The sequence below is a fragment of the Isoptericola sp. NPDC055063 genome, from assembly GCF_053608125.1.
Genome location: NZ_JBSGUW010000005.1, coordinates 117,812 through 140,172, shown reverse-complemented (window position 1 = coordinate 140,172; position 22,361 = coordinate 117,812). Strand labels below are relative to the sequence as shown.

The following is a 22,361-nucleotide window of genomic DNA, read 5'->3' as shown; positions in this document are numbered from 1 at the left end:
TGGAGGGCGAGGTGCGCGGCCTCGGTGGCCCAGGCGTCGAGGTGGTCGAGGGTATGGATCGGCGGATCCGGGCTCGGTGAGGTAGGTGCGGCCGCGGGGTGAGGTCCAGGCCAGGACGCCGGTGCCGGGCCGGCCGCCCGGCCGGTCGTGGAGGTGTTCGACGGTCCAGCGGGACTCGTGCTTGAGCGTGTGGTGGCGGCGGCACAGTGCGGTGAGGTTGGTGGCGTCGGTGGTGCCGCCGTGCTCCCAGGCGGTGGTGTGGTCGAGGTCGCAGCGTCGTGTGGGGATGCGGCAGCCGGGGAACCGGCAGGTGAGGTCGCGTTGGGTGAGGAAGGCGCGTAGGTCGGCGGGCACGACGTAGGAGCGTCGGTCCACGGTGAGCATCGCGCCGGTGACGGGGTCGGTCAGGACACGTCGCAGCGTCGGGGCGCGCGCGACGAGGTGGCGGGCGGTCTCCGCGTCGACCGGTGTCATGCCGTCCAGCAGGCCCGGACTCTCGCCGGTGCCGGTGAGGGTGGTGATCGGGACGGTCACGTGCACCACGGGCCGGACGTTCCGGGCGAGGGTGGCGAGCGGGTCCGGCAGGTCGGGTGGCGCGGTCCCGGGCACGGTTCCCGGCGTGGCGTCCGATGCTGTGCCCGATGTCGTTCCCGGCGGCGTGCCCGGTGGACTTGTTGGGCGGGTCGCCAGGCCCGGCGGCCCCGTGACGTCCGTGGCCTGGTTGTCCGCGCCGTGCTCGTTCGTCGCGTGGCCGTCGGTCACGTGGTGGTCGTCGAGGAGGAGAGCGGCCAGGGTCGCGGCGCGCAGCTGCCCGACACCCCTGGGGTCACCGTCCGCCTTGGCGCGGGCGGCGGTGCGGTGCAGGCGGTCGTAGACGGCGCGCGCGACGGGCGTCGGCAGGTGCGCGGTGAGCCAGGACATGCCGTCCTTGCCGTCGTCGACCCATACGTCCGCCGTCAGGGCGGCGGCGTGGCGGACCTCGGCGGGCACCGGGTGCAGCCGGTCCCGCGCGGCGCGGACGAGCGCGCCGAACCGTGCCGCCGTCATCCCGGGTGCCCGGTCCAGGACCGCGCGCTCGATCCGCACGGCGACGCTCGGGGGAAGGTCCGCGACCGCGTCGGCGAGCTTGGCCGCATGCTGGTAGGTGATCGTCCCCGCACACAACGCCTCCAGGGTGGCGGTCGCCTTCGAGGCCAGGACGTCCGCGTCCGCGAGCCAGCCGGCCGCGACGTGCTCGCTGACCCCGAGCGCGCACGCGACCTCCGCGACCAGCGCACGGTGCGCGACCGAGCCGCGACGCTCCGGAGAAGCCGACGACACCCGCTCCACGCCCAGGTCCAGCATCGCCGACTCGTGCGTCGTGGCGAGGACCTCGGCCAGCGCGACCGTGCGCCGACCCGCCGCCGCGTTCACCGCCGCCTGCTCGTCCGCCGCCCGGTCCAGCGCAGCATCAAGCCGCGAAGCGGCGGTACTGGGCGGTGTGGCCATACGAGTACCCAACCACCCGCCACCGACACTTCTTCGAACAGGCGTTCGATAATCAGCTCGACGACGAGCGTCGGCCGCTCGGGCGTGAAGGGGCGGGCGCGACGGTGGGACGTCGCCCCTCGGGGCGGCCGGGGCGTGGGAGGATGCACGGGTGGCCGACGTGACCGACACCCCCGCGCCCGACGCAGCTCTCGACCCCGCGATCGCGGCGCGTCTCAAGCGTGACGAGCACGGGCTCGTCGCGGCGATCGTGCAGCAGCACGACTCGGGCGAGGTGCTGATGCTCGGCTGGATGGACGACGAGGCCGTCCGCCGCACCCTCACCGAGGGTCGCGTCACGTTCTGGAGCCGGTCGCGGCAGGAGTACTGGCGCAAGGGCGACACGTCCGGGCACGCCCAGCTCGTGCGCTCCGTGGCGCTGGACTGCGACGGCGACGCCCTGCTCGTCCGCGTGCACCAGATCGGCGCCGCATGCCACACCGGCGCCCGCACCTGCTTCGAGGCGGGCGGCGACCTGGGGGCCGTCGTCGGCCCCGACGCGCCGGCCGCCTGACCCCGGCCCCGCCGAGCACCGACCAGCACCACCAGCCCCGACGATCCCCAGGAGAGAACCGGTGACCACTCCCGCCGTCGTGCCGCCCCCCGCCGTCCCGCGTCCCGCCCCCGTGGCCGGGCCCTCGGCGCAGGACCTGGCGTGGGGCACGACGTGGCCGGGTCTCGACACGTTCCGCGACCTGGCCGCCGACCGCCGCGTCATCCCCGTGGTGCGCCGCGTGCTGGCGGACGACGTCACCCCGGTCGGCGTGTACCGCACCCTCGCGCAGGACCGGCCGGGCACGTTCGTGCTCGAGTCCGCGGAGTCCGCGGGCGGCTGGTCGCAGTGGTCGTTCGTCGGCGTGGACTCGCGCGCCACGCTCACGTCCGACGGCGGGCGCGCCGTGTGGCACGGGGACGTGCCCGCCGGTATCCCGACCGAGGGCGACGTCGTCGACGTGCTCGGCGCCGCGCTCGAGGCCCTGCGCACGCCCCCGGTCGAGGGGCTGCCGCCGCTGACGGGCGGGCTGACCGGCGCGCTCGGCTGGGACGTCGTGCGGCACTGGGAGCCGACCCTGCCGGCGACCGCCCCGGACGAGCTCGGCGTGCCGGAGGTCGCGCTGAGCCTCGCGACCGACCTCGTCGCGATCGACCACCACTCCGGCACGGCCTGGCTCATCGCCAACGCGATCAACGGGGACGGCACCGACGAGCGTGTCGACGAGGCGCACGCCGACGCCGTCGCCCGTCTCGACGCGATGCAGGCGCGCCTCGCCGCGCCGGCCCCCGCCGTCCCCACCGTGCTGCGGGGGCCGGACGAAGTGACCGAGCCGGCGCTGGAGTTCCGCTCCACCCGCGACGAGTTCGAGGCCGCCGTGCGCGCCGGCCAGGAGGCGATCCGCGACGGGGAGGTGTTCCAGGTGGTGCTGTCCCAGCGGCTCGGCCTCGACTGCCCGGCCGCGCCGCTGGACGTGTACCGGGCCCTGCGCACCATCAACCCGAGCCCGTACATGTACTACTTCCGCCTCACCGGCCCCGACGGGCGGGAGTTCTCCGTCGTCGGCTCCAGCCCGGAGACGCTGGTGAAGGTGACCGACGGCCACGTCACGACGTACCCGATCGCGGGCTCGCGCCCGCGCGGGGCCACCGTCGAGGAGGACGTCGCCCTGGGCGAGGAGCTGCTCGCCGACCCCAAGGAGCGCGCCGAGCACCTCATGCTGGTCGACCTCTCGCGCAACGACCTCGTCAAGGTGTGCGAGCCGACGTCGGTCGAGGTGGTCGAGTTCATGGCCACCCGCCGCTTCAGCCACATCATGCACCTGTGCTCCACCGTGGTCGGCCGGCTGCGGGCGGGTGCGACCGCTCTCGACACGCTGCGCGCCACCTTCCCGGCCGGCACCCTCTCGGGGGCGCCGAAGCCGCGGGCGATCGCCCTCATCGACGAGCTCGAGCCGGCGTCGCGCGGGATCTACGGCGGCACGGTCGGCTACTTCGACTTCGGCGGCAACATGGACATGGCGATCGCGATCCGCACGGCCTGCATCCGCGACGGACGTGCGTGGGTGCAGGCCGGCGGCGGCATCGTCGCCGACTCCGTGCCCGCGCTCGAGTACGAGGAGTCGCGCAACAAGGCGGCCGCGGCGGTGCGCGCGGTGCAGCTGGCCGCGCGGTTCCGGGCGCTCTGAGCGTGGGGACGGACGGGGCGCCGGGCGCGAACGGCGCCCAGGGCGTCGACAGGCAGGACGGACGGGCAGGACGGATGGACGAGGCAGCAGGAGCCACGCAGGACGGCGACGCCGGGCGGACGCCGGACCAGGTGCCGGAGCAGGGGCACAACCAGGGTCCGGGCCGGGGGCCGCTGCGCGCGCGTTCGCGCGCGGTGTGGTCGGTGGTCGCGGTCGGCGGGCTCACGCTCGCGACGGCGTCGCCCACGTGGGTGAGCACGACGGTGTCGACGGCGCTCGCGCCGACGGTGGACGTCGCGGTCCAGGGCACGACGGCCGCGCCCGCGGTCGCCGCCGCGGCGCTCGTCGTGGTCGCCGGCGGCGTCGCGCTGGCCATCGCGGGGCGGGTGGCGCGCTGGGTCGCGCTGGTGGTGGTGGCCCTCGCCGGCGCGCTGGCGACGGCGTCGGCGCTGGCCGTGCTGCTCGACCCGGTGCCGGCGGCGACCTCCGGGGCCTCGGAGACCGCCGGGGTGACCGACCTCACCTCACCGGTCGCGGTGGCGGTGTGGCCATGGCTCACGGTGGCGCTGGGCGCCCTCGCCGTGGTCGTCGCGGTGCTCGCCGCGGTGGGCTCGCCGGCCTGGGGCGCGACCTCCGGGCGCCACGAGCGTGCCTCCGCCGACCCGTCGTCGGACGGCGCGGACGCCGGGGCCCGGCCGGACGTCGCCGACCGAGCGCCGGGGGGCGGCGCCGACGACGCCGCACAGCATGACCCGCACGACGCCTGGGACGCGCTCACCCGGGGTACGGACCCGTCCGCGGACCGCTAGGCTGGACCGCGCACCACGTCACGAAAGGGCATCACATTCCAATGACCGACAACCGCAACGCCGAGGTCGCCTACCTGCCCCCGGCCGTCCCGCCCACGAACCACGGCCACACGACCGCCGCGTGGACGGCGATGATCGGCATCATGCTGGGCGTGGCCGTAGGAGCCGTCGGGATGCTTCCCGACGTCCCGGACGCGGTGGTCTGGGTGGGTGCCGTGATCGTCGCCGGCTCGCTCGTGCTCGGCGCCGTGCTGCGCGGCATGGGCTTCGGCCAGCCGAAGCCGGGCGTGACGCCCCGCAACGCGACGTCCGGCCACTGAGCCCCGCGACCTGACACCACGACGGCGCGTCCCTCCCCGCGGGAGGGGCGCGCCGTCGTCGTCTCCGGGCCGCCGCGGGCGTCTCACGCTCGGAGACGTGTCAGGGGTGTCCCGCGGACGGGCCTACGATGGCTGGCAGGGCGTCGGTGCGGCGTCACGGGCACGGGGGAGGCAGACCATGACGGTCCTGGAGGACATCGTCGCGGGGGTCCGCGAGGACCTCGCGGTGCGCCAGGCGCGCACGTCGCTCGACGAGCTCAAGGAGCGTGCGGCACGCGTGCCCGGCGCGCTCGAGTGCTGCGGGCGCCTGCTCTCGGAGGATCGCGTCGCCGTGATCGCCGAGGTGAAGCGCTCCAGCCCCAGCAAGGGCGACCTGGCACCGATCTCCGACCCGGCGGCCCTGGCCGAGGAGTACGCCCGCGGCGGCGCGAGCGCGATTTCCGTGCTCACCGAGCAGCGGCGGTTCGGCGGCAGCCTCGCGGACCTGGACGCCGTGCGCGCCCGGGTGGACGTGCCGGTGCTGCGCAAGGACTTCGTCGTCACGCCGTACCAGGTCTGGGAGGCGCGCGCGCACGGTGCGGACCTGGTGCTGCTCATCGTCGCAGCCCTCGAGCAGACCGTCCTCACGTCGCTCATCGAGCGGGTGCACTCGCTCGGCATGACGGCCCTGGTCGAGGCCCACACGGCCGACGAGGTGCGCCGCGCGCTGGACGCCGGCGCCCGCATCGTCGGCGTGAACGCCCGCAACCTGAAGACGCTCGAGGTGGACCGCACGACCTTCGCGCGGCTCGCCCCCCTCATCCCGGACGACGTCGTGCGCGTCGCCGAGTCCGGCGTGCGCGGCCCGCACGACGTGCTCGACTACGCCCGGTCCGGCGCGCACGCGGTGCTCGTCGGGGAGGCGCTCGTGACCGACGGCGCTCCGCGCCGCTCCGTCGCCGACCTGGTCGCGGCCGGGCAGCATCCGGCCCTGTGGTCGGTCCGCCCGGCGGCCCAGCCGTAACGTCCGACCGGACGGCCCCGCGGCGGGCCGGGCCGGTGGCAGCAGGACGCCGCACCGCCGAGGGCCGGACGACCGGTACCCTCGGACGACCCTTCATGCAGACCCGCAGGCCGGACCCGCCGAGCGGCGACGACGAGAGACGGAGGACCCGTGCCCGACCAGCCCGTACGGGACGCGCTGACCGAGAGCCTGGCGCACCAGGTGCTCGGGCGGCTGGCGGACGTCGAGGGCCCGTACTTCGGGCAGTTCGGCGGCCGCTTCGTGCCCGAGGCCCTGATCGCCGCGCTCGACGAGCTCGAGACGGAGTACCGCAAGGCGCTGGGCGACCCGGCGTTCACCGACGAGCTGGCGCGGCTGCACCGCGAGTACACCGGCCGCCCGTCGCCGCTGACGGAGGTGCCGCGCTTCGCCGCGCACGCCGGCGGACAGCGGGTCTTCCTCAAGCGCGAGGACCTCAACCACACCGGCTCGCACAAGATCAACAACGTGCTCGGCCAGGCCCTGCTGGTGAAGCGGATGGGCAAGACCCGCGTCATCGCGGAGACCGGCGCCGGCCAGCACGGCGTCGCGACCGCCACGGCCGCCGCCCTGCTCGACCTCGAGTGCGTCGTCTACATGGGCGAGGAGGACACGCGGCGCCAGGCGCTGAACGTGGCCCGGATGCGCCTGCTCGGGGCCGAGGTCATCCCGGTCACGATCGGGTCGCGCACGCTCAAGGACGCCATCAACGAGGCGCTGCGCGACTGGGTCGCCAACGTCGAGTCCACGCACTACCTGCTCGGCACGGTGACTGGGCCGCACCCGTTCCCGGAGATGGTGCGCGAGTTCCACCGCATCATCGGCGAGGAGGCGCGCGCGCAGATCCTCGAGCGCACGGGGCGCCTGCCCGACGTCGTCGCGGCCTGCGTGGGCGGGGGCTCCAACGCCCTGGGCATCTTCAACGCGTTCCTCGACGACGAGGGCGTCGCCCTCTACGGCTTCGAGGCCGGCGGCGAGGGCGTCGAGTCCGGCCGGCACGCGGCGCGGTTCTCCGGCGGCGCGCCGGGCGTGCTGCACGGCGCGCGCTCCTACCTGTTGCAGGACGACGACGGCCAGACGCTGCCGAGCCACTCGGTCTCGGCCGGCCTGGACTACCCGAGCGTCGGCCCGGCGCACTCCTGGCTGCACGACCTGGGCCGCGCCACCTACGAGCCCGTGACCGACGACGAGGCGATGGAGGCCTTCCGCCTCCTGTGCCGCACCGAGGGGATCATCCCCGCGATCGAGTCCGCGCACGCCCTCGCCGGCGCCCTGCGCGTCGGGAAGGCGGCCGCCGAGGCCGGTCGCACGGACGAGATCGTGCTGGTGAACCTGTCGGGCCGCGGCGACAAGGACGTGGCCACCGCGGCGCGCTGGTTCGGGCTGCTCGACGAGCAGGCCGACGCCGACGCCCCGCAGCCGCCGGAGGGGGACCAGTGAGCACCAGCACCGACGCCTCGCCGACCACCGTGTCGCCCGCGGGCTCGCCCACGGCCGCCCTCCTGGGCAGCCTGCGCGCCGAGGGGCGTTCGGCACTGGTGGGCTACCTGCCCGTCGGGTTCCCGGACGTGGACCGCTCGATCGAGGCCGTCCTCGCGATGGTCGAGGCCGGGGTCGACGTCGTGGAGATCGGTGTCCCGTACACCGACCCCGTGATGGACGGCCCCGTGATCCAGCGGGCCGCGGAGGCGGCGCTGGCGGGCGGCGCCCGCGTGCGCGACGTCCTCCGCGTCGTGCAGGCCGTCGCGGAGAGCGCGGGCGGGCGCGTGCCCGCCCTCGTGATGACCTACTGGAACCCGGTGCTGCGCTACGGGGTGGACGCGTTCGCGCGTGACCTCGCGGGCGCCGGCGGCGCCGGGCTCATCACGCCCGACCTGATCCCCGACGAGGGCGCGGCCTGGCTCGAGGCCTCGGAGGCCCACGGCCTCGACCGGGTCTTCCTCGTCGCCCCGAGCTCGACCCCCGAGCGGCTGGCGCTCACGGCCCGCGCCTCGCGCGGTTTCGTGTACGCGGCGTCGACGATGGGCGTGACTGGCGCCCGGGCCCAGGTGGGCCCGCGCGCGGAGCAGCTCGTCGCGGACACCCGCGCGGCCGGCGCCGAGAACGTCTGCGTCGGCCTCGGCGTCTCGACGGGGGACCAGGCCGCTGAGGTCGGCCGCTACGCCGACGGCGTCATCGTCGGCTCCGCCCTCGTCCGCCCCCTGCTCGCCGACCGGCCCTGGGCCCAGCGCCTCGACGACCTGCGCGCCGTCGTCACCGAGCTCGCCGACGGCGTGCGCCGCTCGCGCCGGGAACCCGGGCCCACGACCGCCGAGGAGCGTCCGTGACCCCCACGATCCTCGCGTCGGCCTCGATGGTGGCCGTGCAGGCCGCCATCCCGAGCCCGTCGCAGCACACCTGGTACCTGGGCCCGCTGCCGATCCGCGCGTACGCGATCGCGATCCTCGCGGGCATCGCCGTCGCGATCTGGATCACGACGAAGCGCTGGGTCGCCCGCGGCGGCGTCGCGGACGACGTGCTCGACATCGCCTTCTGGGCGGTGCCGTTCGGCATCGTCGGCGGCCGGCTGTACCACGTCATCAGCACGCCCGACCCCTACTGGGGCCCGGGCGGCGACCCCGTCCGTGCCCTGTACGTCTGGGAGGGCGGCCTGGGGATCTGGGGCGCCGTCGCGCTCGGCGGCGTCGGCGCGTACATCGGCTGCCGCCGCAAGGGCGTGCGGCTGAGCAGTTACGCCGACGCCCTGGCGCCGGGCCTGCTCGTCGCGCAGGCGATCGGACGCCTCGGCAACTGGTTCAACCAGGAGCTCTTCGGCGCGCCGACCACGCTCCCGTGGGGCCTGCGCATCGACCCGCAGTACCTCCCGATCGACCCGGCCACGGGGGCGGCGTACGCCGAGGGCACGCTCTTCCACCCGACGTTCCTGTACGAGATGGTCTGGAACCTCGCCGCGGCGGCGTTCCTGGTCTGGCTCGACCGTCGGTACAGGCTCGGTCATGGGCGGGTATTCTGGGCCTACGTCGCGCTCTATACTCTCGGCAGGGTGTGGATCGAGATGCTCCGCATCGACACCGCCGAGCACGTGCTCGGGCTGCGTCTGAACGTGTGGACGTCGATCATCGTGGGCCTCGGTGCCCTGGTCGCGTTCTACCTCATCGGCAGGCGCTACCCGGAGCGTGAGGACGGCGTCGAGCTGCCGGGCCGCACGCGTCGCGTGCGGGCGGGGGAGCAGGACACCAAGGACGCCGCGGCCGAGGCCGGGGCGGACGGCCAGCAGGACACCGAGCTTGACACCACGAGCACCGCGCACGCCGGTGCCGCCGCAGGCGGCCCCGGCCGGGACGACGGCCGAGACAACGGCACCGGACCGCACCGTGCGGACGCGGACGCCACCGGGCCCGACCAGGGGCCGGCAGACCGCGCCTGAGGCGTCTCCCACCCCGGGGCACCACCCGGGGAGGGGCGCCTGATGTTTCCGACGGGCCGACGATGTCCCGACCACCTTTGAGCATGACGCGCCCGCGTGCGGGCGTGCAGGAGGACGGTGTTGATGACCACGCCGCAGCATCGGGTCGCGCGGCCCTCGGCCCAGGGCCTCTACGATCCGTCGGCCGAGCACGACGCGTGCGGTGTCGCCTTCGTCGCGACCCTTCGCGGGACGCCCGGGCGCGACATCGTGGACGCGGGCCTGACCGCCCTGCTGAACCTCGACCACCGCGGGGCGGTGGGCGCCGAGGAGAACAGCGGTGACGGGGCCGGGATCCTCACGCAGATCCCGGACGCCTTCGTCCGCGACGTCGTCGCGGCGGAGCTCCCGCCCGCCGGCCACTACGCGATCGGCATGGCGTTCCTGCCGCAGGACGTGGCCGAGGCCGACGCGGTCGCGCGCCGGTTCGAGGCCATCGCCGCGGAGGAGAAGCTCGACGTCCTCGCCTGGCGCGACGTCCCCGTCACGGCCGACCTGGTCGGCCCGACGGCGCGTGCGTCCATGCCGCTGTTCCGCCAGGTCGTCGTCGCCGACCCGGCCCGCGAGCTGTCGGACCTCGAGCTCGACCGGCGCACGTACCGGCTGCGCAAGCGCGCGCAGCACGAGCTGGACTTGTTCCTCGCGTCGCTCTCGAGCCGCACGCTGACGTACAAGGGCATGCTCACGACGGCCCAGCTGGAGCCGTTCTTCCCCGACCTGAGCGACCCGCGCTACGCGTCGGAGATCGCCCTGGTGCACTCGCGCTTCTCGACGAACACGTTCCCGTCGTGGCCGCTGGCGCAGCCGTTCCGCCTCGTGGCGCACAACGGCGAGATCAACACGGTGCGCGGCAACCGCAACTGGATGGCGGCTCGCGAGAGCACCATGGCCAGCGAGGCCCTGGGCGACCTCGCGCCGCTGCTGCCGGTGTGCACCGAGGGGTCGAGCGACTCGGCGAGCTTCGACGAGGTGCTCGAGCTGCTGCACCTGTCGGGCCGCTCGCTGCCGCACGCCGTGCTGATGATGATCCCCGAGGCGTGGGAGAACCACGCCGAGATGGACCCGGCACGGCGCGCGTTCTACCAGTACCACGCGAACCTCATGGAGCCGTGGGACGGCCCCGCCTGCCTCACCTTCACGGACGGCACCCTCATCGGCGCGGTCCTCGACCGCAACGGGCTGCGCCCGGGCCGCTACTGGGTCACCGAGGACGGCCTGGTCGTGCTCGCGTCGGAGGCCGGGGTCCTCGACCTCGACCCGGCGACCATCGTCCGCAAGGGCCGCCTGGAGCCGGGCCGCATGTTCCTGGTCGACACGGCCCAGGGGCGGATCGTGGAGGACGACGAGCTCAAGTCGCAGCTCGCCAGCCAGCGCCCGTACGCCGAGTGGGTGGCGGACAACACGATCACCCTCGACTCGCTGCCGGAGCGCGAGCACGTCGCGCACTCGCCGGCGTCGGTCCAGCGCCGTCAGCGCGCCTTCGGGTACACCACCGAAGAGCTCAAGATCATCCTGACGCCGATGGCGGACACGGGCGCGGAGCCGCTCGGGGCCATGGGCTCGGACACGCCGATCGCCGTGCTCTCGAGCCGGCCGCGGCTCCTGTTCGACTACTTCACCCAGATGTTCGCCCAGGTGACGAACCCGCCGCTGGACTCGATCCGCGAGCAGCTCGTCACCGCGATCGACAGCACCATCGGGCCGGAGCCCAACCTCCTGGAGGAGGTCGCGCAGCACGCCCGCAAGCTCGACCTGCCCTTCCCGGTGCTGGACAACGACGAGCTCGCCAAGATCGTGCGCATCGACCGGGACCCGCGCCTGGAGGGCGAGTTCCGGGCCGGCATCGTGCGCGGGCTGTACGAGGTGTCCGGCGGCGGCCGCGCCCTGCAGGCCCGGCTCGAGGAGATCTTCGCGCAGGTCGACGCGGACCTCGAGGACGGCGTGACGCACATCGTGCTGTCCGACCGCGACTCGGACTCGGAGCTCGCCCCGATCCCGTCGCTGCTGCTGACCAGCGCCGTGCACCACCACCTGCTGCGCCGCGGCACCCGCACCCGGATCTCGCTCGTCGTCGAGGCGGGCGACGTGCGCGAGGTGCACCACGTCGCGCTCCTCATCGGCTACGGCGCCGCCGCGGTCAACCCGTACCTCGCGATGGAGACGGTCGAGGACCTCGCGCTGCGCGGCTACCTCCAGGTCACGCCCGAGAAGGCCGTCGCGAACCTCATCACGGCGCTCGGCAAGGGCGTGCTCAAGGTGATGAGCAAGATGGGCATCTCGACGATCATGTCGTACCGCGGTGCGCAGATCTTCGAGGCCGTCGGGCTCTCGCACGAGCTGGTGGCGGACTACTTCACCGGCACGACGAGCCGCCTCGCGGGCGTCGGCCTGGACGTCATCGCGGCCGAGGTCGCGGCCCGGCACGCCGAGTCGTACCCGGCGTCGGGCAACCACAAGCCGCACCAGCGGCTGACCAGCGGCGGCGAGTACCAGTGGCGCCGCGACGGCGAGGAGCACCTCTTCGACCCGGAGACGGTCTTCCGCCTGCAGCACGCCACGCGCACGGGCCGGATGGACATCTTCCGCCAGTACACGCGACGCGTGGACGAGCAGGCCCGGCGCCTCATGACGCTGCGCGGGCTGCTGCGGTTCACGCCCGACCGCGAGCCGGTGCCGATCGACGAGGTGGAGCCGGTCAGCGAGATCGTCAAGCGGTTCAACACCGGCGCGATGTCCTACGGGTCCATCTCGGCCGAGGCGCACGAGACGCTCGCGATCGCGATGAACCGCCTCGGCGGCCGGTCGAACACCGGCGAGGGCGGCGAGGACCCGGAGCGCCTGTACGACCCGGAGCGCCGCTCGCGGGTCAAGCAGATCGCCTCGGGGCGCTTCGGCGTCACGAGCGAGTACCTGACCCAGGCGGACGACATCCAGATCAAGCTCGCGCAGGGCGCCAAGCCCGGCGAGGGCGGCCAGCTGCCCGGGCCCAAGGTCTACCCGTGGGTCGCGCGGACCCGGCACTCGACGCCGGGCGTCGGCCTCATCTCGCCGCCGCCGCACCACGACATCTACTCGATCGAGGACCTGGCGCAGCTCATCCACGACGCCAAGAACGCGAACCCGAGCGCGCGCGTCCACGTCAAGCTCGTCAGCGAGTTCGGCGTCGGCACGGTGGCCACGGGCGTGTCCAAGGCGCACGCGGACGTCGTGCTGATCTCGGGCCACGACGGCGGCACGGGCGCGAGCCCGCTGACGTCGCTCAAGCACGCCGGCACGCCGTGGGAGATCGGCCTGGCCGAGACCCAGCAGACCCTGGTGCTCAACAACCTGCGCGACCGCATCGTCGTGCAGGTCGACGGCCAGATGAAGACCGGTCGCGACGTCGTCGTGGCCGCGCTGCTGGGCGCCGAGGAGTTCGGCTTCGCGACGGCGCCGATGGTGGTCTCGGGCTGCGTCATGATGCGGGTCTGCCACCTGGACACCTGTCCCGTGGGCGTCGCGACGCAGAATCCCGAGCTGCGCCAGCGGTTCACGGGCAAGCCCGAGTTCGTCGTGAACTTCTTCGAGTTCATCGCGCAGGAGGTGCGCGAGCACCTGGCGTCGCTCGGCTTCCGCTCGATCGAGGAGGCCGTCGGACACGTCGAGGCCCTCGACACCCGCAAGGCGGTGGACCACTGGAAGGCGGAAGGGCTGGACCTGGGCCCCGTGCTCGCCGCCCCGTCGGCCGCCGAGGGTGCCCCGCTGCACCAGGCGGTGACCCAGGACCACGGGCTGGCCAAGGCGCTCGACAACCAGCTCGTCGAGAAGGCGCGCCCCGCGCTCGAGGACGCGCTGCCGGTGAAGATCGAGCTGCCGGTGCGCAACGTCAACCGCACCGTCGGCACGATGCTCGGCCACGAGGTGACCAAGCGCTACCGCGGCGAGGGGCTGCCGGACGACACGATCGACGTGACCCTCACGGGCTCCGCCGGCCAGTCGCTGGGCGCGTTCCTGCCCCGCGGCGTCACGCTGCGCCTGTTCGGCGACGCCAACGACTACGTCGGCAAGGGGCTGTCGGGCGGCCGGATCGTCGTGCGCCCCGACCGCTCGGCGGTGCTCGACGGCGCCGCGAACGTCGTGGCGGGCAACGTCATCGGCTACGGCGCGACGTCCGGCGAGATCCTGCTGCGGGGCCGGGTCGGCGAGCGCTTCGGCGTCCGCAACTCCGGTGCCACCCTGGTGGTGGAGGGCGTGGGCGACCACGGCTGCGAGTACATGACCGGCGGCACCGTGCTGGTGCTCGGCCCGACGGGCCGGAACTTCGGTGCGGGGATGTCGGGCGGCGTGGCGTACGTGCTCAACCTGCGCGACGTCGCGATGAACACCCAGGCCGTGTCCGGCGGCGAGCTCGAGGTGGGCCCGCTCGACGACGCGGACTGGGAACGCGTGCGCGGCCTGCTGGAGCGGCACCTGGAGGAGACGGGGTCGCCGGTGGCGGCCGAGCTCCTCGAGGAGGACGGCTCCCGGGCGCGCTTCTCGCGGGTGCTGCCCGCGGGCTGGGCCCGCGTGCGGGCCGCACTGGCCGACGCCGAGGCCGCCGGGAAGACGCTGGGCGAGGGCGACGACTTCGACCCCGCGATGTGGGAGCAGATCATGGAGGTGGCGCGTGGCTGACCCCCGCGGATTCCTGAAGGTGCGGGAGCGCGAGCTCCCGCCGAACCGCCCGGTCGAGGTGCGGCTGCGTGACTGGAAGGACACGCACGCCCACCGCGAGGAGGGCCAGCCGTTCCTCAAGGAGCAGGCGGGCCGCTGCATGGACTGCGGCGTCCCGTTCTGCCACCAGGGCTGCCCGCTGGGCAACCTGATCCCCGAGTGGAACGACCTGGTGTGGCGCGGCCAGTGGGAGGACGCGATCGAGCGCCTCCACGCGACCAACAACTTCCCGGAGTTCACCGGCCGCGTCTGCCCGGCGCCGTGCGAGACGAGCTGCGTGCTCGGCATCAACCAGCCCGCGGTGACGATCAAGAACGTCGAGGTCTCGATCATCGACGAGGCGTTCGCTCGCGGCCTGGTCACGCCTCAGGTGCCGCAGCGGCTCACGGGCTCGACCGTGGCCGTCGTGGGCTCCGGCCCCGCGGGCCTGGCGGCGGCCCAGCAGCTGACCCGGGCGGGCCACACGGTCGTCGTGTACGAGCGGGACGACGCCATCGGCGGCCTGCTGCGCTACGGCATCCCCGACTTCAAGCTGGAGAAGCTCCACATCGATCGCCGCCTGGAGCAGATGGAGGCCGAGGGCACCCGGTTCCGCCCGGGCGTCGCCATCGGCCGCGACATCAGCTGGGACGCGCTGCGCCGCCGGTTCGACGCGGTCGTGGTGGCCACGGGCGCGACCGTGCCCCGCGACATCGCGCTGCCGGGCCGCGACCTCGCGGGCATCCACTTCGCGATGGACTTCCTGACGCCGGCGAACAAGGCCGCGGCGGGGAACCCGGTCGAGGGTGCCCCGTCGGCCGCGGGCAAGCACGTCGTGATCATCGGCGGCGGCGACACCGGGTCGGACTGCCTCGGCACCTCCCTGCGCCAGGGCGCGGCGAGCGTGACGACGCTGGCGATCGGCAAGAAGCCGCCGCTGGAGCGCCCGGCGAGCCAGCCGTGGCCCACCGACCCGATCCTCTTCGAGGTCTCCACGTCTCACGAGGAGGGCGGGGAGCGGAGCTACCTGGCCTCGACGGTAGAGTTCGTGGGCGGCGAGGACGGCACCGTCCGGGCCCTGCGGGTCGCCGAGACGGAGTACCTGCCGGACGGTCGCCGGGCGCCCCGCGCGGGCACCGAGCGGGAGATCCCGGCCGACCTGGTCCTGGTCGCGATGGGCTTCACCGGTCCGGAGACGGACGAGCTGGTGACCCAGACCGGGGTCGAGCTGACCACCCGCGGGCTGGTCCGGCGCGGCGACGACTACGCCACGAACCTGCCCGGCGTGTACACGACGGGCGACGCGGGGCGCGGTCAGTCCCTGATCGTCTGGGCGATCGCGGAGGGCCGCGCGACGGCGGCCGCGGTCGACGCCTACCTGCAGGGCAGCAGCGAGCTGCCCGCGCCGGTGGGCCCGCGGACCGTCGCGCTGCGAGGATAAGAAGTAGAACGAAGAAGAAGTACCCGGGTGCCGTACCGACGCCCGGGCGTCGCCCCGGCTCGCGCCGGGGCGGATCGACGACGAGGCTGGAGACATGCGCAGAGCGAAGATCGTGTGCACCATCGGACCCGCGACGGCGTCCCCGACCAAGCTCCGTGAGCTGGTCGACGCGGGCATGGACGTGGCCCGGATCAACCGGAGCCACGGGGAGCAGGCGGAGCACGAGGCCGTCTACCACGGTGTACGGAAGGCGGCGAAGGAGTCCGGCCGCAACGTCGCAGTCCTCGTCGACCTCCAGGGCCCGAAGATCCGGCTCGGCCGGTTCGCGGGCGACCAGAAGCACTTCCTGAACGAGGGCGACACCTTCACGATCACCACGGAGGACGTGGAGGGCACGAAGGAGCTCGTCTCGACGACCCACAAGGGCCTGGCGCAGGACGCCCGCGTCGGCGACCCGCTCCTCATCGACGACGGCAAGGTTCGCGTGCGCGTCACCGCCGTCGAGGGCCCGCGCGTCGTGACGACCGTCGAGGTCGCCGGCCCGGTCTCGAACAACAAGGGCATCAACCTTCCCGGCGTCGCGGTCTCCGTGCCGGCGCTGTCGGAGAAGGACACCGACGACCTGCGCTGGGCGCTGCGCATGGGCGCGGACATCATCGCCCTGTCGTTCGTGCGGTCCGCGAAGGACTACGACGACGTCGCGGCGATCATGGCGGAGGAGGGCCGCACGGTCCCCGTCGTCGCCAAGATCGAGAAGCCGCAGGCGGTGGAGAACCTGGAGGAGGTCGTCGCGGCCTTCGACGGCTTCATGGTGGCGCGCGGCGACCTCGCCGTGGAGATGCCGCTGGAGCAGGTCCCGCTGGTGCAGAAGCGCATCGTCGAGCTGGCCCGCCGCAACGCGAAGCCGGTCATCGTCGCCACGCAGGTGCTCGAGTCCATGACCACGAGCCCGACGCCGACGCGCGCCGAGGCCTCCGACTGCGCCAACGCGGTGCTCGACGGCGCCGACGCGGTCATGCTCTCGGGCGAGACCAGCGTGGGCGACTACCCGATCATCACGGTCCAGACGATGGCCCGGATCATCGAGGCGACCGAGGAGATGGGTCGCGAGCGCATCGCGCCGCTGGGTTCCTCCCCGCACACGCGCGGCGGCGTCATCACCCGCGCGGCCGCCGAGATCGGCGAGACGCTCGGCGTGAAGTACCTGGTGACGTTCACCCAGTCGGGCGACTCGGCCAAGCGCATGTCGCGCCTGCGCTCGGGCATCCCGCTGCTCGCCTTCACCCCGGAGGAGAGCGTGCGCAGCGTGCTCGCGCTCACCTGGGGCACCACCACGTACCAGGTGCCGAAGGTCGACAGCGTCGACGCCATGGTCGGCCAGGTGGACTCGACGCTGCGCGCGAACGGGCTCGCCGAGCCGGGCGACCGCGTCGTGATCGTCTCGGGCGCCCCGGTGGGCGTGCCGGGCACGACGAACTCGATCCTCGTGCACAAGGTCGGCAGCCACGGCGACCTGTCCGCGATGGCGGAGTGACCTGGCACTGACCTGACGCGGAACGCTCCGCGACGACGCCGGGGGCGTGCGGTGGGCTGAGCCCTGCCGCACGCCCCCGGCGTCGTTCCCGTCCCGGTGGTGCGGGTCAGCGGTCCACGAGCCGCCAGCCGACGGCCTGGAACGCCCCCGGGTCCGCCTCGCCGTCGAGCAGCAGCCCGCCCTGCGCCCGCGCGACGACGTCGTCCACGAGGACGCCACGGCCCAGGTAGGACGGGTCGGTCACGACGCGCCAGCGCACCAGCTGCGCGCCCGGCGCCAGGTCGGCGCGCGCCTGCGTCCACCGGCGGGTGCCGGAGCCGGACGTGACGCCGTCGGGCTGGTCGACCGGGCCGCGGTCGCGCACGACGAACGGCAGGGGCTCCCAGGTGGCCCCGCCGTCGGCGGAGGTCTCCAGGTGCAGCAGGTCGCTCTCCTCGGTGTCGAGCCAGAGGTCGAACGCGAGCCGGCCGCCCGTCGCGGGGACGTCCAGCGCAGCGGTGAGCGTCGACGTCGTGGCGTTGGCGTCCCCGGAGAACCAGGCGTCGTCGCCGCGGTTCGCGTCGACCCCCTGCGCGTAGGCGAGGCCGTGCGCCCACTCGCGCCGGGCGCCGTTGACGCTGCCCGAGCTGCGCGACGGGTGCACGCGGTTGGTCAGCAGGATCGCGAACGAGTGCGTGTCGAAGTCGATGACGATCGACGTGCCCGTGTACCCGGTGTGCCCGGCCGTGTGCGGGCCGGACATCGCGTCCATGTACCACCGCTGGTCCAGCTCGAAGCCGAGCCCGTGGGCGTCCCCGGGGAACGCGGTGTTGAAGTCCGTGACCATGAGACGCACCGACGCGGGGGACAGGATGCGGGCCTTGCCGTACCGGCCGCCGTTGAGCAACGCCTGGGACAGGACCGCCAGGTCGCCGGCGGTCGAGAACACGCCGGCGTGGCCGGCGACCCCGCCGAGGGACCACGCGTTCTCGTCGTGCACCTCGCCCCGGACGACGCCGCGCGGCGGGCTGGACTGGTACTCGGTCGCCGCGGTGCGCTCCACCGCGGTCGGGTTGTAGCCGGTGTCGCTCATGCCGAGCGGGCCGGTGATCCGGTGGGCCACGACCTGGTCGAGCGGCTCGCCCCGCATCTTCTCGACCAGCACGCCCAGGCTGATGAGGTTGAGGTCGCTGTACAGGTAGCGCGTGCCCGGCGGTACGTCGAGCGGCTGTGCCATGACGGCCGCGATCCGGGACTCGCGGTCGGGGTAGGCGCTCCACAGCGGCAGCCACGCCACGAAGCCGGAGGTGTGCGTGAGCAGCTGGCGCACCGTGACGTGCTCCTTGCCGCCGGCGGCGAACTCGGGCAGGTACGTGGCGAGCGGCTCGTCGAGGCCGACCTTCCCCTCCTCGACGAGCTGCACGACGGCGATCGACGTGAAGAGCTTCGACACGGAGGCGAGGTCGAAGATCGTGTCCTCGCGCATGGGGACGCGATGGTCCGCGGGCAGGGGCACGCCCTTCTCGCCGTAGGCCACGGCCCAGCCGCTGGCGTCCGTGCGCACCACCTTGCCCTCGTAGCCCATGAGCCCGACGGCACCCGGGTACAGGGGGTACGCCGCGCTGCCGACCGGCTGCTCGTGGGAACGCACCTGGGCCACGGCGGCCTCGATGGGCGCGGGGTCCAGCCCGACGTCCGCCGGGTCTGCCGCTCCGAGCGTCGTCGACGGGGGCATGAACTGCACGGCGGGTCCACCGTCCGCGGTGGCCGTCGTGACGTGGACGAGCGGCACCACGAGGAGGCCGGCCGCCAGTCCCGCAGCGATCATCGCCCGCCCCCGTCCAGGTCCACGTCCTCGTCCCGGCCCGCGCCGCACCCGGGCGCTCATGCCTGGGGCCCGTTGTACAGGAGGTACTGCTGGCGCCGCCGGTCGAAGTCGGCCAGCTCGTCCTGCCAGGCGCCGACGACCTCGTCGGTGGCCGCGCCGGCGTCGATCTGCTGGCGCAGCCGCGGAGACCCGGTGAGCTTGTCGATCCAGAACGGGCGCGCGGTGTCCCACGCGTCCTGGCGCCAGGCGAACTCGGGGTACAGCGCCGCGGCGGTGACGAGCATCGCCACGCCCGTGCGGACCGGGTCGAAGCGGGCCGGGTCGTCCACGGTGACCTGGACGCCCCCGCACACCTTGTTGGCGTGCTTGTTGAACGTCGGGTTGAAGTACGCCTCGCGGAAGAGCACCCCGGGCAGCCCCGCGTCCGTGAGGGCCTGCGCCCAGCGGTGGTCGACGAACGGCGCGCCGATGAGCTCGAACGGCCGGGTGGTGCCGCGGCCCTCCGACAGGTTCGTCCCCTCGAACATGCACGTGCCGGGGTAGGCGAGGGCCGTGTCGGGGGTGGGCATGTTGGGGCTGGGCATGACGAAGTCGAGCCCGGTCCCGGCGAACGTGACGTCTCGGCGCCACCCGGCGACCTGGACCACGTCGAGACGTGCCAGGCGCTCGCCGACGACGTCGGGCAGGAACTCGCCGTCGAAGAACCGGGCGAGCTCGCCCACCGTCATGCCGTGCGCCTGCACGATCTCCTTCGCGCCGACGCCCGAGGTGAACGCGCTGGTCATCATCGGCCCGCGGGCGGTCCCGCCCACGGGGTTGGGTCGGTCCAGGACGACGAACCGCGATCCCGTCGCGACGGCGGCCTGTATGGCCGTCCACATCGTCCAGATGTACGTGTAGAAGCGGGCGCCGACGTCCTGGATGTCGAAGACGACGGTCTCCACGTCGGCGGCGGCGAACATCTCGGTCATCTTCGCGACGCCGGCCCCGTAGGCGTCGTAGACCGTCAGACCGGTGCGCTCGTCGACGAACGTCCCCTCGGAGCTGCCCGCCTGGGCGGTGCCGCGGAAGCCGTGCTCGGGCCCGAAGACGCCGACGAGGTCGACGGCGCCGGAGGCATGCATCTCGTCGACGACGTTGCGCAGGTTGCGCAGCACGCCGGTGGGGTTGGTGATGATGCCGACGCGCTCGCCGCGCAGCGCGGCCCAGCCGTCGGCGTGGGCGCGGTCGGCGCCCGGCACGACCGGCCGGGCGGGCACACCGGCCGACGTGGCGGCGCCGGGCAGGGCCTGGGCGCCCGGTGCCGTGAGAGGGATGGCGGCCGCGCCCAGCGCGGTACCGGTGAGGAGCTGGCGGCGGTTGAGCCGGGGGCCGCGGTCGGCCGGTGGTCGGGCGTCGGGATGGTGGCGCATCGTCAGGGGTCCTTTCTGCCTCGTGCTGCGTGCAGGGCGTCCCGGGAGCGTCGTCGGGCCCGGGTCGTCCGGCGAGGGGCGCCGGCGTCATCGCCGGCGCGAGGGTGCCGACGCGCCCCGCCTCGTCGCGGGACGCTCGCACCGGACACGTCGCGTCTTCGTCAATGGTTGCCCCGTGGGGCCGTGCTCCTGAAAGTTACCGACACCGCGAGCCCGCGGCAAGGGACCGGGCGGGAAGGAGCGTGCGGGTGGGAGTGGTCCCTGGCGCGCGACGGCGGCGCGAGGTGACGGGAGATGCCGGGGGGAGACATCCCCGGGACGGTACGAGGTGCCCCGGGCGGGATTCGAACCCGCACTGGATCGGGTTTGAGCCGATTGCCTCTGCCGGTTGGGCTACCGGGGCGGTGCGAGGCCCATCGAACCACACGTGCAGGTCACGGGCCGAACCGTCCCGACCCGGGGACGCGCGCCGACGCGCGAGTCGTCGCCCTCGTCACACCCGGCACGGGACGCGTCGCCCCGTGGCGGCCACTAGGATGGAGCGCGTGACCGACGAGAAGCCCCACGACGCGAAGCCCGAGGCGACGGTGCCGCTCGACCTGCCGCCCCTGATCGACCAGGAGCCCGAGGCCCCGAAGACGCCGGAACGACCCGCGCGTCGAGCGGTCGTCGTCGAGGACGAGGCCCTCATCCGGATGGACGTCGTCGAGACGCTCCGTGAGGCCGGCTTCGACGTCGTCGGCGAGGCCGGCGACGGGGAGACCGCGGTCCGCCTCGCCACCGAGCTCAAGCCCGACGTGGTGGTCATGGACGTCAAGATGCCCGAGCTGGACGGCATCTCGGCGGCCGAGCGGATCGGCAAGGCGCACGCCGCGCCGGTCGTGCTGCTCACCGCGTTCTCGCAGACCGAGCTCGTCGAGCGGGCGCGCGACGCGGGAGCGATGGCCTACGTCGTCAAGCCGTTCACCCCGGCCGACCTGCTGCCGGCCGTGGAGATCGCCATCTCCCGCTACCAGCAGATCGGCGCCCTCGAGTCGGAGGTCGCGGACCTCACCGAGCGCTTCGAGACCCGCAAGCGCGTGGACCGCGCCAAGGGCCTGCTGATGACCAAGATGGGTCTGAGCGAGCCGGAGTCCTTCCGCTGGATCCAGAAGACGTCGATGGACCGCCGCCTCACCATGCGCGAGGTCGCGGACGCCGTCATCGAGCAGGTCGGCGGGGCCTGATCCGCACCTGTCGTGGCCGCTATCGTCACCTGGGTGTCGTAACCGATCTGTGATATTCATGCTTCAACGACCGTGAGTCCGGGCGCCGCCCGGACCGGATCCCGAGCAGTCGGGTGGGAGTGCTCCCACCGCGCCAGGAGCCGGGGACGCGGTCATTCGTCGAGGAGGTGCCGATGCGTGCAGCGGTCGAGGTCCGGCCGGCCGAGCAGGACGACATGGTCGCCGTCGCGCACCTCGCCGAGCGCGCGGTCGAGGAGTCGCCGTCCGCGGTCCAGGGCTCTCCCGCCGACGCGTCGCGGCTCCTGGAGCACCTGAGCGTCCTGCTGGGCGCGGGCGGGCAGGTCCTCGTCGCGACCCACGAGGACCAGGTCGTCGGGTTCGCCGTGCTGCGCGTCATCGACCCCCTGCTCTTCGCGACGACGACGAGCCTCTACGTCGACGCGGTCTTCGTCTCCCCGGCGGCACGCCGCCGGGGCGTCGGTCATGCGCTGGTCGCGGCGGCCGCGGCCGTCGCGGGGGAGCGCGGCGCGGAGAACGTCTACTGCGCCCCCGCGCCCGGCGCCCGAGGGATGCACCGCTTCCTCGCCCGCCTGGGGTTCGCCCCCACCTCGGGGCACCGCGTGGTCGCCACGGCGACCCTGCTGCGCCGCCTGGCCCAGGAGAACCCCCGGGCGTCGCGCGCCGCCGTGCGCGTCGGGCGCCGCGAGGCGACCCGGGCCGCGATCGAGGACCTCGTGGCGCGCCGCCGCCGAGCCCGTGCCGCGGGCCTGCCGACCGGCCCGGTGGACCTGCGGGCCTTCCAGGAGGAGCGGGACGCCGCCCTGCGCGAGGCGGCCGAGCGGGCCGCCGACGGCACGGAGGTCGGCGCCGACGAGGTGCTCGGCGAGCTCGGCGTCGTCCCCCGGCGCGGCGTGACGAGCGAGTCCGTCCCCTCCTGAGGCATCGGG

15 protein-coding genes, 1 tRNA gene and 1 pseudogene are annotated in these 22,361 nt (G+C 74.1%); 13 read left to right on the top strand and 4 right to left on the bottom strand.

Annotation, left to right across the window (positions count from 1 at the left end; all coding sequences use genetic code 11):
- Positions 1–186: 186 nt before the first annotated feature.
- Positions 187–1,344 (bottom strand): annotated as a pseudogene (locus tag ACWF41_RS07935) (DUF222 domain-containing protein); the annotation flags it as partial.
- 295 nt (positions 1,345–1,639) lie between these two features.
- Here ACWF41_RS07935 and hisI point away from each other — a divergent pair.
- From hisI to pyk, 11 genes are all read left to right on the top strand, one after another.
- Positions 1,640–2,041 carry a phosphoribosyl-AMP cyclohydrolase gene (gene hisI, locus ACWF41_RS07930; protein WP_380316901.1) on the top strand — a complete coding sequence of 134 codons (402 nt, stop codon included), beginning with the start codon at positions 1,640–1,642 and terminating at the stop codon, positions 2,039–2,041.
- 112 nt (positions 2,042–2,153) lie between these two features.
- A complete protein-coding gene (locus ACWF41_RS07925; protein ID WP_380316999.1) occupies positions 2,154–3,707 on the top strand; it encodes an anthranilate synthase component I in 1,554 nt (517 codons plus the stop codon).
- Between the two features lie 74 nt (positions 3,708–3,781).
- Complete coding sequence (locus ACWF41_RS07920) at positions 3,782–4,516, top strand: Trp biosynthesis-associated membrane protein (protein WP_380316898.1); 735 nt, start codon at positions 3,782–3,784, stop codon at positions 4,514–4,516.
- A 41-nt stretch (positions 4,517–4,557) separates the two neighbouring features.
- Positions 4,558–4,836 (top strand): HGxxPAAW family protein, encoded by a 279-nt coding sequence (locus ACWF41_RS07915; RefSeq protein ID WP_380316895.1) that lies wholly within the window; start codon positions 4,558–4,560, stop codon positions 4,834–4,836.
- Positions 4,837–5,014: 178 nt separating this feature from the next.
- Positions 5,015–5,839, top strand: a complete 825-nt coding sequence (gene trpC / locus ACWF41_RS07910) for an indole-3-glycerol phosphate synthase TrpC (RefSeq protein ID WP_380324291.1) — start codon at positions 5,015–5,017, stop codon at positions 5,837–5,839.
- Between the two features lie 150 nt (positions 5,840–5,989).
- Positions 5,990–7,297 (top strand): tryptophan synthase subunit beta, encoded by a 1,308-nt coding sequence (gene trpB / locus ACWF41_RS07905; protein ID WP_380324288.1) that lies wholly within the window; start codon positions 5,990–5,992, stop codon positions 7,295–7,297.
- Positions 7,294–8,184, top strand: a complete 891-nt coding sequence (gene trpA / locus ACWF41_RS07900; protein WP_380324285.1) for a tryptophan synthase subunit alpha — start codon at positions 7,294–7,296, stop codon at positions 8,182–8,184. Before trpB ends, trpA begins: the two co-directional genes overlap by 4 nt.
- A gap of 26 nt (positions 8,185–8,210) precedes the next feature.
- Positions 8,211–9,284, top strand: a complete 1,074-nt coding sequence (gene lgt / locus ACWF41_RS07895; RefSeq protein ID WP_380324294.1) for a prolipoprotein diacylglyceryl transferase — start codon at positions 8,211–8,213, stop codon at positions 9,282–9,284.
- A gap of 123 nt (positions 9,285–9,407) precedes the next feature.
- The gene (gene gltB, locus ACWF41_RS07890) at positions 9,408–13,976 is read left to right on the top strand and encodes a glutamate synthase large subunit (RefSeq protein ID WP_380324282.1); all 4,569 of its coding nucleotides are present in this window, start codon (positions 9,408–9,410) and stop codon (positions 13,974–13,976) included.
- Positions 13,969–15,435 carry a glutamate synthase subunit beta gene (locus ACWF41_RS07885; protein ID WP_380324279.1) on the top strand — a complete coding sequence of 489 codons (1,467 nt, stop codon included), beginning with the start codon at positions 13,969–13,971 and terminating at the stop codon, positions 15,433–15,435. The genes gltB and ACWF41_RS07885 overlap by 8 nt, the downstream gene beginning before the upstream one ends.
- 94 nt (positions 15,436–15,529) lie before the next feature.
- Positions 15,530–16,969 carry a pyruvate kinase gene (pyk, locus tag ACWF41_RS07880; protein ID WP_380324276.1) on the top strand — a complete coding sequence of 480 codons (1,440 nt, stop codon included), beginning with the start codon at positions 15,530–15,532 and terminating at the stop codon, positions 16,967–16,969.
- 106 nt (positions 16,970–17,075) lie between these two features.
- On the opposite strand, the gene ACWF41_RS07875 is transcribed toward pyk, so the two are convergent.
- From ACWF41_RS07875 to ACWF41_RS07865, 3 genes are all read right to left on the bottom strand, one after another.
- The gene (locus ACWF41_RS07875) at positions 17,076–18,776 is read right to left on the bottom strand and encodes a serine hydrolase (RefSeq protein WP_380326762.1); all 1,701 of its coding nucleotides are present in this window, start codon (positions 18,774–18,776) and stop codon (positions 17,076–17,078) included.
- 56 nt (positions 18,777–18,832) lie between these two features.
- Entirely contained in the window at positions 18,833–20,188 is a 1,356-nt protein-coding gene (locus ACWF41_RS07870; protein WP_380326765.1) for an exo-beta-N-acetylmuramidase NamZ family protein, read from the bottom strand.
- Between the two features lie 329 nt (positions 20,189–20,517).
- Positions 20,518–20,591: transfer RNA gene (locus ACWF41_RS07865), tRNA-Leu, on the bottom strand.
- A 133-nt stretch (positions 20,592–20,724) separates the two neighbouring features.
- On the opposite strand from ACWF41_RS07865, the gene ACWF41_RS07860 reads away from it, so the two are divergent.
- Both ACWF41_RS07860 and ACWF41_RS07855 read left to right on the top strand, forming a co-directional pair.
- On the top strand, positions 20,725–21,414 hold the full coding sequence (locus ACWF41_RS07860) for an ANTAR domain-containing response regulator (RefSeq protein WP_380326768.1): 690 nt from the start codon (positions 20,725–20,727) through the stop codon (positions 21,412–21,414).
- Between the two features lie 173 nt (positions 21,415–21,587).
- Positions 21,588–22,352, top strand: coding sequence for a GNAT family N-acetyltransferase (locus ACWF41_RS07855; protein WP_380326067.1), 765 nt, complete (start codon positions 21,588–21,590; stop codon positions 22,350–22,352).
- Positions 22,353–22,361: the final 9 nt, after the last annotated feature.